The sequence below is a fragment of the Croceitalea marina genome (assembly GCF_042684265.1).
GTDB classification, from domain to species: domain Bacteria; phylum Bacteroidota; class Bacteroidia; order Flavobacteriales; family Flavobacteriaceae; genus Croceitalea; species Croceitalea marina.
The window spans coordinates 180118-193707 of the sequence record NZ_JBHULB010000007.1 but is presented as its reverse complement, the minus strand read 5'-3'; the positions used below and the strand labels follow the sequence as shown (position 1 = coordinate 193707).

The 13590-nt window shown below is 42.3% G+C and carries 14 protein-coding genes; all 14 read right to left on the bottom strand.

What is annotated here, in order from left to right:
• Positions 1 to 33: 33 nt before the first annotated feature.
• Positions 34 to 1719 (bottom strand): alpha-amylase family glycosyl hydrolase, encoded by a 1686-nt coding sequence (locus ACFSQJ_RS04960; RefSeq protein WP_377765881.1) that lies wholly within the window; start codon positions 1717 to 1719, stop codon positions 34 to 36.
• Positions 1720 to 1730: 11 nt separating this feature from the next.
• Entirely contained in the window at positions 1731 to 3095 is a 1365-nt protein-coding gene (locus ACFSQJ_RS04955) for a dicarboxylate/amino acid:cation symporter (RefSeq protein WP_339337206.1), read from the bottom strand.
• A 13-nt stretch (positions 3096 to 3108) separates the two neighbouring features.
• Complete coding sequence (locus ACFSQJ_RS04950; protein WP_339337205.1) at positions 3109 to 4170, bottom strand: class I fructose-bisphosphate aldolase; 1062 nt, start codon at positions 4168 to 4170, stop codon at positions 3109 to 3111.
• 10 nt (positions 4171 to 4180) lie between these two features.
• Positions 4181 to 5194 (bottom strand): type II glyceraldehyde-3-phosphate dehydrogenase, encoded by a 1014-nt coding sequence (locus tag ACFSQJ_RS04945; RefSeq protein WP_339337204.1) that lies wholly within the window; start codon positions 5192 to 5194, stop codon positions 4181 to 4183.
• Between the two features lie 7 nt (positions 5195 to 5201).
• Positions 5202 to 6530 (bottom strand): Na+/H+ antiporter NhaA, encoded by a 1329-nt coding sequence (gene nhaA, locus ACFSQJ_RS04940; RefSeq protein WP_339337203.1) that lies wholly within the window; start codon positions 6528 to 6530, stop codon positions 5202 to 5204.
• Positions 6523 to 7905: an NAD(P)/FAD-dependent oxidoreductase gene (locus ACFSQJ_RS04935; RefSeq protein WP_339337202.1), complete on the bottom strand. Its 1383-nt coding sequence runs from the start codon at positions 7903 to 7905 to the stop codon at positions 6523 to 6525. Before ACFSQJ_RS04935 ends, nhaA begins: the two co-directional genes overlap by 8 nt.
• A gap of 72 nt (positions 7906 to 7977) precedes the next feature.
• Entirely contained in the window at positions 7978 to 8448 is a 471-nt protein-coding gene (locus tag ACFSQJ_RS04930; RefSeq protein WP_339337201.1) for a universal stress protein, read from the bottom strand.
• 46 nt (positions 8449 to 8494) lie between these two features.
• The gene (locus ACFSQJ_RS04925) at positions 8495 to 9199 is read right to left on the bottom strand and encodes a lycopene cyclase domain-containing protein (protein WP_339337200.1); all 705 of its coding nucleotides are present in this window, start codon (positions 9197 to 9199) and stop codon (positions 8495 to 8497) included.
• 4 nt (positions 9200 to 9203) lie between these two features.
• Positions 9204 to 9998, bottom strand: coding sequence for an AlbA family DNA-binding domain-containing protein (locus ACFSQJ_RS04920; RefSeq protein ID WP_099543643.1), 795 nt, complete (start codon positions 9996 to 9998; stop codon positions 9204 to 9206).
• A gap of 6 nt (positions 9999 to 10004) precedes the next feature.
• Complete coding sequence (locus tag ACFSQJ_RS04915) at positions 10005 to 11159, bottom strand: hypothetical protein (protein ID WP_339337199.1); 1155 nt, start codon at positions 11157 to 11159, stop codon at positions 10005 to 10007.
• Between the two features lie 17 nt (positions 11160 to 11176).
• Positions 11177 to 12451, bottom strand: coding sequence for a multicopper oxidase family protein (locus tag ACFSQJ_RS04910; protein WP_099543638.1), 1275 nt, complete (start codon positions 12449 to 12451; stop codon positions 11177 to 11179).
• Between the two features lie 9 nt (positions 12452 to 12460).
• On the bottom strand, positions 12461 to 12736 hold the full coding sequence (locus ACFSQJ_RS04905; RefSeq protein ID WP_339337198.1) for a DUF5676 family membrane protein: 276 nt from the start codon (positions 12734 to 12736) through the stop codon (positions 12461 to 12463).
• Between the two features lie 62 nt (positions 12737 to 12798).
• A complete protein-coding gene (locus ACFSQJ_RS04900; RefSeq protein ID WP_339337197.1) occupies positions 12799 to 13245 on the bottom strand; it encodes a hypothetical protein in 447 nt (148 codons plus the stop codon).
• 123 nt (positions 13246 to 13368) lie between these two features.
• On the bottom strand, positions 13369 to 13584 hold the full coding sequence (locus ACFSQJ_RS04895) for an SHOCT domain-containing protein (protein ID WP_339337196.1): 216 nt from the start codon (positions 13582 to 13584) through the stop codon (positions 13369 to 13371).
• Positions 13585 to 13590: the final 6 nt, after the last annotated feature.

Below are 13590 nucleotides of genomic sequence, written 5' to 3'. Positions count from 1 at the left end.
AATCTAGCTCTTACTACAATATCCTTGTTTTAACTAACTGTTCTTGAATATCAAAAACTCCATGGGTTTCAGTTTTAACTTGATATAAAGTCGGCTATCTTGCCTATCTGAATTTTTTTGCACTTTTATTTTAGTTTTACCTCCATAAATACATTTCATCTGGCCACCTGCTTTGTTAATGGTAGCGTCGATTAGGACATACTCTTCTTTCGCATCTTTTGGGGACGAATTATAGACCACCAAAATCTCCCCGTTGTGGAGTATTCTGGAAAAGGCCAAAAGACATTCTTCGCAATTGGGATAATGAAAATCAACTGCTTTTTTTGAAGTTTTCCTAAAATACATCCTACCGAATTTCAGGATAGGTTCTGTTTGCCTAAGTTGTGCCAAATCTGCAATGGTCCTGTATATCCACGAATTGGGGTTCAATACATTGGTCTTGGTATCATTGGGATTGAACAGGCCTTCCCTGATATATCGGTCATCCATCCCATTTCCATCCAGGCCTTGTTCGGTTCCATAATAGATACAAGGTGCGCCAAGGGCACAGAGCAGAAAGCCCATGCCCGCTACAATCTGTTCAGGAGTGGCATCATAGCCAAAGCGATGCTTAAAATCAGCGCCTACTTGGTCGTGATCATCGATATAGGTCACCAAGAAATCTCCATATTCACCACGTCTGAGCGCATTTCGTTGTAAAGAAGCATATCGTTCCAATAGTCTTTCAGGTGAGGAAACACCCTTGATGACCCCTGCCAGAACACTGTGCAGCGGATGGTCCAAAACGGAATCCAGCCCATAATACACGTTCTGGTCCTCCGGTAACATTTTCGGCCCGATATACGGATTGCCCGTCTCGTCATCGCCGATAATCTCGCCAAACAAAAAGAAGTTTCTCTTGCCCAAGGAGTAGGCATATTCACGAATGGTGGAACAAAAACGGCTAATATCCTGTCCCTTCATGTGTTTGACCGCATCCAACCGAAAACCGTCCACGTCGGTCTCGCGTATCCAGTAACAATGTATGGCTGCCAATAGTTCCCCTAACTTCTCGCTTTCGGGGGTACCATCATTACGGAATGTTTTTAAGGTCAAAAAATCACCCTCCTGGGTTTCGGGATACTTATCGAAATTCCTTATTTGTCCTTTTCGGTTGTAAAGCTCCGGGTCTCTCAGTTCTATCGGGAGTGGCCTATCATTCTCGCGCCAATCTCCCAATGGAAAACGTTGTCCGTCTAAATAGTAATACTCATGATCAAAAGGATACGACCAATTGTCACCGGAATGATGCAGAACAACATCCAAGAAAACCCGTATATCCAATTCATGTGCTTTGTCAACAAGCCTTTCCAAATCTTTTTTGGTGCCCCAGCGGTTGTCCACATCCAAATAGTTCTGGATGGCATAGCCATGGTAAGCTTTAGGATTGTTTTCAAAAACAGGACTAAGCCAAAGGGCCGTACAGCCCAAGTCTTTGATGTAATCGATATTGTCGATGATTCCCTTGATTGTGCCCCCAAAGGGTTTTTGCAATTCGTCTTCATTGCCAAAACCTGAATGTCGAACATCGAAGTCCAAAGAGCTCCGTTTGTTACTGTCATGAAACCGGTCTACCATAAGAAAGTATATGATTTCCTCTCGCCATTCCCTATGGCAGTTTATCCAATATTCCTTTTTCGGTTTTGGGGAAAGATCAATATCGTTGATTGACTTCATCATTTTTTTAGCTTTTAAAAAGTGGAGTACTCTTTTTGTGTTTTTAATACTTTATCTGAGCCTATGATGGGCTTATTTCCATAAAATCGATTGAATACCATACAGGCAGTAAGATCGCCGGTAACGTTGACCGCAGTTCTGAACATTCCCAGCAATCGTTCCACCCCTATGATGATGATGATGCCTTCTGCCGGTATCCCGGCACTGGACAGTACGGAGGCCAAAATCACTACCCCACCACCAGGTATTGCCGGAGTGCCAATGGATGCGGCCACGATAGTAATCACCACTACGATAATGTTCATAAGGCCCATTTCCAATCCGTAGGCCTGTGCAATAAACAAGGTCGTAATGGTCTGGTAAAGTGCCGTGCCGTCCATATTCACGGTGGCTCCGATGGGAATGATAAAATTACTGATGGCCGGATCCACTTCAAGTTCTTCCTCGGCCGTTTCAAGGGATAAGGGCATTACCGCCGCAGAACTTGTGGTTGAGAAGGCCAGCAGTTGGACATCCCTGATCTTACGTAAAAATCGTAATGGATTCCCCTTGCCCAAAAGGCTTACGCCAATGAGGTAAATTGCGACTAACAACAACAACCCTATCAAAACGACGAGCACATAAAAGCCCAGACCTGAAAGGGAATTCAATCCAACGCTAGAAGTCAACTGTGCCATCAAACCGAACACGGCTACCGGAACCAACAACATGGCCCACTTGACCACGGTCATGCATATTTCCTGAATGGCACTTAACAATAACTTTACGGGTCTTAGCAGATAATCGGGAAGGGATAATACGGCAACCCCGATTATAATGGTAAAAATGACGATACTTAACATTTCGCCGCTAACCATGGACGCCAGTGGATTGTCGGGCAACAAATTTGTTATTGCATCGGGAATATCGTTTATCCCAAATGATAATTCTGTGCTTTCGGCTGTATCGGCCAAAGCCTGTTCATGATCTGCAACCGCTTGTTGGTGCAGATACTTTCCAGGGCTAAAGATCAATCCAAGGATTGTACCTATGGTTACCGAGATAATGGTTGTGGATACAAAATACAAGAGCACACCGCCCCCCAATCTTTTTAAATTATCCTTGTCGTTACTGGCAATGCCCGTAATTATCGAGGCAACGATCAAGGGAATCATGATCATTTGTACCAACTTGAGAAAGAGCATGCCCGGCAGGGCCAACCAATTGCCCAAAACATCAGCTTTGCCTTTGGTTATCCAACCATTTTGCGGACTTAACAAAAGACCAAGGCCCACCCCTAGGAACAGAGCGATGATAACCTTTAGCCATAGCCTATCTTCTACCAATTTTTTCAGGTAGTGGTTAAGGGATTTCAGTGATTTTATTTCCGTATCGAACATTCCTTAGTATCTGTTATGCTATTGTTATTTTCTTTTCCAAATAAACACTTTGTACCACGTGCAAAAGTTCAACCCCCTCTTTGAACGGCCGCTGGAATGCCTTTCTTCCCAGAATCAGACCGGACCCTCCGGCCCGTTTATTGATGACTGCGGTGGTAATTGCCTCGGCCAAATCAGATTCGCCTTTGGAGCCACCTCCCGAATTGATCAACCCGATTTTTCCCATATAGCAATTCGCCACTTGTAACCTACAAAGGTCAATGGGATGTTCCGTGGTCAAGGTTTCATACATGGCATCGTCGTATTTGCCGAATCCGATGTTTTTAAAACCATAGTTGTTCGTGGGCAATTTTTGCTTGATGATATCGGCCTTTATCGTTACCCCAAGGTGATTGGCCTGTGATGTCAAATCGGCCGATGAATGATAGTCTTCCTTATCGGTTTTAAAGGCTTCATTGCGGGTATAGCACCAAAGAATAGTGGCCATTCCAAGACTGTGTGCCTCCGCAAATGCCTCGGAAATCTCCCTCAACTGCCGATTGCTTTCCTCGGAACCGAAATAGATGGTCGCCCCGATCGCCGTTGCACCCATGTTCCAAGCTTCCTTGACCGTTCCGAAGAGGGTTTGGTCGTATTTGGTGGGATGGGTCAACAGCTGATTATGGTTTATCTTGACAATGAAGGGAATTTTGTGCGCATATTTCCTAGCATAAAGGCCCAAGCCCCCAAAGGTGGAGGCCACCCCATTGCATCCGGCTTCGACGGCCAATTTTATAATATTCTCCGGATCAAAGTAATCGGGGTTCTTATAGAAGGAAAATGCGGCGCTATGTTCAATGCCTTGATCCACCGGAAGAATACTAAGGTATCCGGTGCCTCCAAGGTTGCCGTGATTATAAAGTTTAGATAGGTTTCCGAGGACCCGTGTATTTCGGTCACTGGGCACGAATACCTTGTCTACCACATTTTTTTCTGGCAACTGCAATTCGTCCTTCGTGATTTTCTCGCTCACATGGTCCAAATAGTAGGGTGCTTTATCCCCCAAGAGTTCTACGATATGTTCATATGTTTTCATTGTCTTTTTTTTAATTGATTCCCAAACTTTTGTTGGTTTTGACGATAGATTTTTGACCATCACTTTCGATACCTGTTAATGCCCGTATCGCATCAATGGTCTCAGGAATCACGATAGCTTGGTTGTCCACCACATAGGCATAAAACAGCTCGTCGCCCACGACTTTCAGCATATCTTCCCACAGGGCCACTTCGTACATATCGCCCCATGGCCGTCCCATATCCAAATACATTTCCTTAATGGTGTTGTTGGAAACCAGTCCTTGGTCATAGTGTATCAGTTTAATCCGGCTTGAGGTCTTAAAGGCATCGAGCACTTCTTCTTTAGTGGCCTTTTTCTTTAGTTTCACGTTCCAATAATGCATATGGCTCAAAGTTTCGGGCACCTTTACCGCCGCTGTGATTACATCGAGATCGGGATCTACACTTTGGGCATCCGGACCTTGGTGGCTGGGGATATCCTTTTCGGGAACCATGGTGTTCATAATGCCTCCCAAATGGCTTTCCCAAGGGTCTGTGGCACGTCTTAACAAAGTGCCCCTGGCATAGTCCAACAGGTCGGCCCTTTTTAGCGCGGTGAGCGTGCGAAGAATGGAGGTGGTGTTGCAGGATACCACTCTAGTAGAGTCCAAATTCAAAGCCGAGTTATAATTGTTCTCGGCACTAAAGGAATGACCGGTGGTTTCATGTTTTTCACCGCCCTGAACAATGAATTTGATACCTTTTTCCCTATAGACTTCAACATTTTTTGCCGCAATCTTTTTAGGGGTGCAATCCACGATAAGGTCCACCTGCGCCAAAAGTTCTTGCATCGAACCTGCAACGGGAATTGCCTCCGATCGCATTTCCTTATCGGCTTCCTCGGTTGCGGCAAATACCGCAAAACCTTTTTCCAAGGCAGTATGTATGCGCCAATCACTGATGATGTCACATACTCCGACAAGGTTCATATCATCTTGTAAATGCACCGCATCGGCTACTCTTTTCCCGATGACCCCGTATCCTACTACTGCTACTTTTTTCATGTTGTATTTATTTAATCGTTATTAATTTTTTACTGTTTTTATACAATAGTATGGCACCTACTACTCCGGAGACCAGAGAAGCAAATAGGATGCTTACTTTTGCAGTGAAAATCAAAGATTCATCTGAGAAGGCCAGTTCATTGATAAACAGGGACATGGTAAAACCGATGCCCCCCAAAAAGGCCGTTCCATAAATCATATTCCAACTCACGTTTTCAGGGAGCTTGGCAAGTTTAAGTGCCACAAGAATTCTCGAAAAGGCCGCAATACCAATGAATTTCCCGAAAATCAGCCCCAAACCGATTCCCAGGCCGACCGGGCCGGTTAGTACCTTCAGCAAATCCCCATGAAGATGTATCCCCGCATTTGCCAAGGCGAACAAAGGAAGAATGATGAAGCTTACCAGAGGGTGTAAAGCCCTTTCCAGTTTTTGTAGCGGAGTCTCGGCTTCTGAACTTGTGGTTTTAATATCCTCCAATATTTCCAACTGTTGGTTGGATATAAGGGTGCCTTTGATCGACTTTGATTCCTGAAATCTTTTATGGAGTGCGTCCAAACGTTTTAGAAAGGTTCCCTCTTTGATTTTTACCCGACCCGGAATTGCCAAAGCAGTAAGAATTCCTGCAATTGTAGGGTGCACCCCGGAAAAAAAGAAGGCCAGCCACACGCCTCCTATTCCTATAATAGCATAAAACCAAGTGCTTCTTACCCCAACAAAATTTCCTATGATGAGAAGTCCGAAGAAGAGCAGCCCGTGGAGCAAATCCATTCCCGAAATACCGGAAGTATAAAATAAGGCGATGACCATTACACCGCCCAGATCGTCCACGATTGCCAATGTGACCAAAAATACCCTTAGAGCGGTGGGCAATCTTTTCCCCACAAGTGCCAGGACCCCCAACGAAAAGGCAATATCGGTGGCCATTGGAATGCCCCATCCTTGGGAAGCCTCCCCGGAACCGTTGAACAAATAGTAAATGAAGGCGGGGATCACCATTCCACCTATTGCAGCCCCTATGGGCAATACCGCATTTTTGGGGGATGAAAGTTTGCCTCCTAGTATTTCCCGTTTAAGTTCTAGCCCGACCTGTAAAAAGAAAAGTGCCATCAACCCATCATTGATCCACAAAAGCAAAGGTTCCGATAACCGAAAATCCGCGATGTAAAAACCGATATCCGTTTGCATAAGACGCGTATAAAACTCTTTCCAAGGCGAATTTGCCCAGACCATTGCAATAACCACGGTAACAAAGAGAACAACCCCACTGTTGTTGAGTCCCTTGGCATAATGGCCAAAGAATTTTCGAATGCCTATATCATTACGGTTTTTAAGCATCGATTTTTGTTTTTTGCATATTTTCGGACTTTTCCAATGTTCCAAATTGTTCATCCGATGGGGAGTCTATATGGGAACTTTGTTTGAAATTCCTAATGATGACCCTATTGCTCTTTTCATAGGTAAAATAACTTATGACCCAATTAAAGCCTACCAACAGTTTGTTTCTAAACCCACTGATGGACATCAGGTGTACAACGGACCATAGTAACCAGGCAAAATAACCACCAAATTTGAGCTTACCGAGATCGGCGACCGCTCTTCGTTTTCCAACGGTAGCCAGCGATCCCTTATCCTTATATTTAAACTGTTTTGATGGTTTGTCATCGATTAGATCGGTCAGCATTTCGGCAAGATATTTTCCTTGTTGAATGGCTGTCTGTGCTACTTGTGGATGTCCTTTCGGCGTAGCTTCAGAAATCAATGCGGCAATGTCTCCAATGGCGTAGATGTTCTTATGGCCGTCCACCTGTAAATACCCGTTTGTTTTTAAGCGATTCCCTTTTACTATGGACTCTTTGCTGATTCCCTTAGGAAATTGTCCCTTGACCCCTGCTGTCCAGACGAGGTTTCTTGCCAATAGCATTTTACCGCTCTTGGTCTGTACTACTTTGCCATCATAATCACTGACCGCTTCGTTCAATAGAACTTCAACATCAAGATTTTTAAGGTACTCCAATGTTTTTTCCGAGGCCTTATCGGACATAGCTCCCAGTAGCTCGTCCATGGCTTCCACCAAATAGATCTTCATAATTGAAGAGGGATATTCGGGATAGTCCTTTGGAAGGATGTACCTGCAAAACTCTGCCAAGGCCCCTGCCATTTCAACCCCTGCGGGACCCCCGCCCACGATCACAAAATTGGTCAGGGCATCGCGTTCTTCATCATCACAGGTAATCGCTGCCTGTTCCAGGTTTTGCAGCATCATGTGGCGGATGTTCAGGGAATCACGGATATCCTTCATCCCCAAACTATTTTTTTCCACATTTTCAAGTCCGAAAAAGTTAGTGGTCGTTCCTGTAGCCAAAATCAGGTAATCATAGGTCAATTTGCCCTTGTTCGTAAACAGTAGGTTTCGGGATGGCTCTATTTCTACGACTTCCGCCAGGCGGAATTGAACATTCTTGTAACCGCTGATCTGTTTTCTGATAGGGAATACGATGCTGTCGGGTTCGAGTGCACTGGTGGCCACCTGATAGAACAGGGGCTGGAATTGATGAAAATTATTCTTGTCTATCAACACGACCTGCACATTTCTCTTTTTTAGCCCTTCTACCAAGGCAAGGCCTGCAAAACCCCCACCGACCACCACCACCCGGGGTAGTTTGGTGTCCGGTAAGCAAATCAAATCGGTAATTTTACAAGTATTTTCCATAGTAGTGTTCAACGTATCTATATTTTTCAAACCAACTCTTCCTTCATTTTTTTTCGCTGAGGTTGAAGCGAATTACCTTTTCTCTTCTGTATTCGGTTTACGAACTATCAATACCGAGCAGTCGGCGTGAACTGCGACGGACTGGGAAACCGAGCCCAGTAGGAAACGTTTGAACGCACCATGGCCATGTGACCCGACCACGATCAGTTCCGCACCAAATGTCTCCGCCTCATCCAGAATCGCCATTTTGGGAAGGCCGTTCACAGTTATTTTCGAAACCGATAAATTGGTGTTCTTGTTTTGCAATTGCCTTGCGGCGACCTTTACGTTCTCTTCCGCTGATTTTTTTGCGTTGGATAGCACTTCTTCATAATAACCGCCCAACGAACCTCCCAAGGGGGCTATTCCCGGAGTGGCCAGTATGGGATTTTCATACACAGATAGAATACGTACTTCCGTATTGGAGGGGAACGATAACCTTGATAGTTCTTCTACTGCCGCCTTGCTGTAGTCCGAGCCGTCTATGGCCAATAGTATTTTCATGACATTTAATTTATAAGTGATACTTTATGTTCTTAATAAACAACCATTAATCAATGGTTATCGGTTTCATTACTTTTCTCCAATACAGGTGCTCATATAGCCCTGACCAGTACATCCCGAAAGTGAAGGCAAATATTAGTTCTTCAAGGGGGATTCCCAGAACAAGTACATGTGTCAGGTTGTCCAGATTCCAGTACAGCTCCACATATTGGGGGTAAAACGGAAGGATACTTCCGAAATAGATAAAGTATAGCACTGTAAACAGCATACCACCGACCCAGATTTTACCCTTTAGATCGGGGCGGCAGTATAGGGTTGCCAGTCCTCCGAAAAACAAGGCGATGACCCCACAATAAATATGATTAAGACCTGTAAAAAGGCTTAGTGCCGCAAAAATCAGAACAGGAACAAAAAGAATGTAAACGTGGAGTGAATGCCTCCGGTGGCTTCTTTCCGAATGCGGCATTTCAACAAATGCCCTCTTAAAAATAAGGTTGTAAAGCACCGTTCCAATGCCGCCGATGGCAAAGGAGAAGATAAGGCTCTCTATATCAAAACCAGTATTTTGCGCTAGGTCGAAAAGGGAAGGAGGGAACCAGTACTCGGGCACGAACAAGGGTTCCGTAAGGCCAAAGGGCATGGTGATCCAACTCATTTTGAGCATTTCTTTCCTAGTATCCTTTTTAAATAGATAGATTACCGCCCAAAGGGTGAGGATGATAAGAGACCATATGAACCAGACATATTGCATAGCTTTAGGTTTTTTTTGTTTTTAAAAAATCTACAGTTTCCTTGACCGTCAATGGATATGTGGCATTGCCAGTTCTAACATAAAAGGTGGTATTTTCGGTATCGTTAACGTAAATAGGTTTTTCAGAAGGTTCGATGTCTACCAAACACACATCTTTTTCATTTAAGCTGTAGAATGAAATATGATTGCTGAAACAAGCCTCATGGCCTAATTGAGTAGAAATGATTCTGAAAACTTCTCGCTCATAACCATCCCTGTTTTTGTGTTTAAGGGTCTTGAAATCGTTTTCTAATCCTAAAACATTTCCATCATCATCTATACCAATAATTAATTTTCCACCATTTGCATTCATAAAACCTGTAATGGTTTTAGCGATAACCTTTTCTAGGTCGCGGTTGGTTGCTTTGCGATAATAGTCATAGCGTATGGAAGACTTGAATTCCACCTTTTCATTTTCACCAGCTTGTATCAATGCCTCAATATCACGAACAAGTAATCGTTGTTGTGTGCCGATGAGCTTATTCTTTTGTTTAATCGTTATGAAAAACAGACCTGAGATTATACCCAGAAAACTTCCTAAAAGCATGAGTAGAATACCCATTCCCCGCATATCGAAAGTGAAAGATTCTAAAAAACGAGTTTTTAAAACGTCTTGAAACAAAGGAAATGAAAATGCTGTATTGCTATACTCAAACCAATAGAGGACCATTGTAAAAGGGTGTACCAAGAAATAGAAAATGCCTGCCCAAATCACTATTTGAACAATTATTGTTTTAATATGTTGCGTGGTATAGGTCACTAACTTTTATTTGATATAATTGTGTTCTAGGTTTAATAAGTCTTCACGGTCACCAAACTGCTTATTGAATATTTGACTAAAAGAATAAACCAATGCCAATTGAAAACGGTGCTCATTCTTCCCAAATAAGTTTTGGGTAAAACCTGCATTTTCAGTATAGCGATACTGAAATCCAATATCAAAATTCTGGCCCATTCGATAAAACCCGTTTGTTATAAATATTAATTGGTCTGAATCAGTAGACAGATTGCCCAAAGATTTATATCCACCGCCAATAGAAATTTGATAATGCGGGCGTTCTAGTTTTTGTTTCAAAAATCTAAAGGTGCCAAAGAGAGATGTTGACTGCGTTCTTGTATAGTCGAAATAGTCATTAAGCTCCGTTATTTCGTCCCATCCAAAGTTTTGAATAGCTTGAAATTTAAAATCCACAAAATCTATTGGGTCTGGCTTTAAATTTAGTATCGTACTAAAGAGTAAGTTTTTGACCGAAGAATCAAAATCATTAGAATAGCCTGGTCTATCAGTGAAATAATTGTTGTAACTCAACCCAATTTGTTGCACGATATTTCTATTCCACCTTTGACTTTCTGGTACTCTGTATACCAACGATAACCCCATAGAGTTTAACCTAAAATCGTCAGGCTCTAAACTATCGTAGAAGTTTTCACCGTGTATTGAAACAAAAAAGCGTTGTTTGAATATATGTGTATAATCCAACACATTGGCATATTGGTCACGTTCTGTATTTACTCCATCAGAGAAAGGATTAAGCGCATAGACAAACTGTTGTGCATCATCGTCACGTAGGGTTGGAAATTCATTTAAATTGGTCTGTGCAAGTGTACGTCCTACTTTAATAACATTGGTTTGGTCTTCCAATTTCATAAAAATATTATTGTAAAAGACCTCGCCCAAATTTGAATTGGCATCAGGAAATTGAAGTCCCAAAACAAATTGTGCTCTCCAGTTGTTATAAAGCTTTTGACTAAGCCCCATTAACAATTGGGTATCAGAGAAATCTGTAACTGCATTGGACTCTTCGGAATTAAAGTTTAAATTCCCAGAGAAAACGCCTTTGGCTCCGATTTCAAATTCTGGTGTTATTTGTGCATTAACAAGCCCTGTAATGAATAGGGTTAGATATATGAGTTTTTTCATTTTAACTGTTTTATGAATTATTCATCAAGAGCGATTTTTGGAAGTTTATCTTCTCCAAACATCATTTTGTTCATATTACCCATTTTTTCATTTTCCATTCCTTTCATATCTCCCATACCTGCATTTGGATTGTACATTGGATTTCCTGAATGTTTTGAAATAATCAACTCATCAGCTGGTAAGTCTTCATATACTAATGCCAACAGATTTCCGCCTGGATACAAACCGTTATTGGTCACTTTACGCGTGTCGTGGTCGTGGAATGTCCAGATACCTCTATTACTACCTTCTATTATGACATCGAAAGTTTTTCCTGGTGTAAGCGGCACAGTATTTCTTTTCCAAGGATGCTCAAGTGGGACTCCATCATCAGCTACCATCCAAAAATCGTGTCCGTGTAAATGCAAATGATGTGTTTCTGCCCCTGCATTGATTAGCCTAACCCTAATATTTTCACCTGACTTTATAAACAAGTATGGTGTTGAAGGGTATGATTTTCCATTTACAGTAAACCAGTTGGCTTGTGGCAGCTCTGCATTAGACCTTCTATTCGTAACATAAGGTGGTTGATACCCATTCTCCATACTCGCGAGAAACTGTTCTTTGTTATCAAAAACACCCCACTGTTCACTAGTAAACCGACCTTGCTTCATTAAATAACTCCGTTGCTTCATTCTTTCTAACATTCCGTTCATTTCTTCACGGATGTAATTGGTATCGTGAGCCGAATAAACCAAGGTGTATTCTCTTTCATATGGAAACTTTTCTTTTATAGGGTCTTTTGGGTTTTCTACTATTAAACTACCAAACATACCAGCTTGCATATGCATTAGTGTTCCCCAATGGCAATGGTAAAAATGTGTCCCTTCGGGTTCTGCCACAAATTCATAAATAAATTCATTTTTTGGCATTACAGGAAGTTGTGTAACAAAGGGGACACCATCCATACGCCATGGCACAAAAATACCGTGCCAATGAATCGTATGATTTAAATCTGTTTTGTTAATGAATTTTACCCTTACTTTATCACCAGCATTGACTCTGATTTCTGGTCCAGGAATCATATCATTAAAAGCCAAGGTGTGGTATTTATATCCTGGTGCAGGCTCGTGTGTATGAAGATCTATGTATAGTTCAAATTCTTTCCATTCACCATCTCTTTTATATCGCAAAGGCTGCACAAGCCTTGTCTGATTATCTATTTTGGCTTCGCTCGCCAGCAAATTACCAGGGAAAAATAACATTCCTGCTGTTGAAACTGCTCCGGTTCCCAAAAAATCTCTTCTATCCATAGTTTTCGTCTATCTTCTTTTTAGTTGCGCATTGTAAAATGCCGCGATCAGGGCACCTGTAAGCCATGCGATTATAAAGGTCTGTACAATGCCGATTAGGGCTTCCCAAACAGGCACGTCCATCCTTATTATACTAGTAGTGTCCAAACCGTGCAGCAAGCTGTTAAAAAACTTTATACTTCCTTCTTGTCCAGCAGTGGCAAGGACGATCATACAGCCGGCGTAAAGTATCGCGGCGGTAAGGCCCATGGCAAATCCAAATTTTTTTACATTTAATCGATTCATGATTGTTTTTTTTTACGTTAATTATTCTTGTAAATTCATTCCGTACCGAACTAGGATTGTAACTAGTGGTTTAACTCTAAGCTCTTTTTGTACTCCATCTTTTCATGCATGGCCTTAGCCAAATTTTCATGCTCCAAAGTATGGTCGCAAAAGGTGTCGCTCAAAAGACTGTCGTTGGCGATGATCGGCATAAAATGGTGGGTGGTAAGCAACATCAGGTCCGGGTATCTTGTTATCATATCGCTAAGTTTCCCGGCAAGTATGGTATCGTTTGCCGCTGCTTTGACCAATTCATCTACCATCATCCCCGTGTCATGGTCGCTATCCATCATTTTTGTGATGTATTTTTTGCCTAGTTCATGGTCTTCGGTCATCAAAGTCAAAACCTCTTCTTGTTGGGACGGATCCTTGAGTCTGTCCTTTATGGCGCTCTCTTGTTTTTGTGAACAGGCCGATAGTATAAAAGTGGCCAGTACCAGACCTACTGCCATTTTGATCGTTGTTTTCATTTCATTTTGCTTTAAGTGTTAAAATTTTACTCGATAATCGAGATTTAGATGTTCCAAGGCTTGCCTCGAATCCATTTTTTTCCATTTAATGCCCCGTGGGCTTGCCGCGAAGTAGTTTACTCCTTATTCAGATTTTAAAAGTTTCTTTGATTCCTCGTATTCTTCTTTCGTGATCTCTCCTTTTACAAATCGCTTTTTAAGAATGCGTAGTGGGTCTTCTTTTCTGTTTTTGGTATAGGGAAGATCGTAGGGCACAAAAAAGATCCAGATCAATAGGATCAACCATACGATCCACCATAAAAAGTGCATACCGCCGTAATGTCCTTCGAAAAAGTGCATAGTTTT

Excerpts from the sequence above, each read along its gene's own strand:
- ACFSQJ_RS04945 (WP_339337204.1), bottom strand. The coding sequence starts at position 5,194 with ATGAAAAAAGTAGCAGTAGTAGGATACGGGGTCATCGGGAAAAGAGTA.
- ACFSQJ_RS04935 (WP_339337202.1), bottom strand. The coding sequence starts at position 7,905 with ATGGAAAATACTTGTAAAATTACCGATTTGATTTGCTTACCGGACACC.
- ACFSQJ_RS04895 (WP_339337196.1), bottom strand. The coding sequence starts at position 13,584 with ATGCACTTTTTCGAAGGACATTACGGCGGTATGCACTTTTTATGGTGG.
- ACFSQJ_RS04960 (WP_377765881.1), bottom strand. The coding sequence starts at position 1,719 with ATGATGAAGTCAATCAACGATATTGATCTTTCCCCAAAACCGAAAAAG.
- ACFSQJ_RS04930 (WP_339337201.1), bottom strand. The coding sequence starts at position 8,448 with ATGAAAATACTATTGGCCATAGACGGCTCGGACTACAGCAAGGCGGCA.
- nhaA (WP_339337203.1), bottom strand. The coding sequence starts at position 6,530 with ATGCTTAAAAACCGTAATGATATAGGCATTCGAAAATTCTTTGGCCAT.
- ACFSQJ_RS04950 (WP_339337205.1), bottom strand. The coding sequence starts at position 4,170 with ATGAAAACATATGAACATATCGTAGAACTCTTGGGGGATAAAGCACCC.
- ACFSQJ_RS04925 (WP_339337200.1), bottom strand. The coding sequence starts at position 9,199 with ATGCAATATGTCTGGTTCATATGGTCTCTTATCATCCTCACCCTTTGG.
- ACFSQJ_RS04955 (WP_339337206.1), bottom strand. The coding sequence starts at position 3,095 with ATGTTCGATACGGAAATAAAATCACTGAAATCCCTTAACCACTACCTG.
- ACFSQJ_RS04900 (WP_339337197.1), bottom strand. The coding sequence starts at position 13,245 with ATGAAAACAACGATCAAAATGGCAGTAGGTCTGGTACTGGCCACTTTT.
- ACFSQJ_RS04905 (WP_339337198.1), bottom strand. The coding sequence starts at position 12,736 with ATGAATCGATTAAATGTAAAAAAATTTGGATTTGCCATGGGCCTTACC.
- ACFSQJ_RS04915 (WP_339337199.1), bottom strand. The coding sequence starts at position 11,159 with ATGAAAAAACTCATATATCTAACCCTATTCATTACAGGGCTTGTTAAT.
- ACFSQJ_RS04910 (WP_099543638.1), bottom strand. The coding sequence starts at position 12,451 with ATGGATAGAAGAGATTTTTTGGGAACCGGAGCAGTTTCAACAGCAGGA.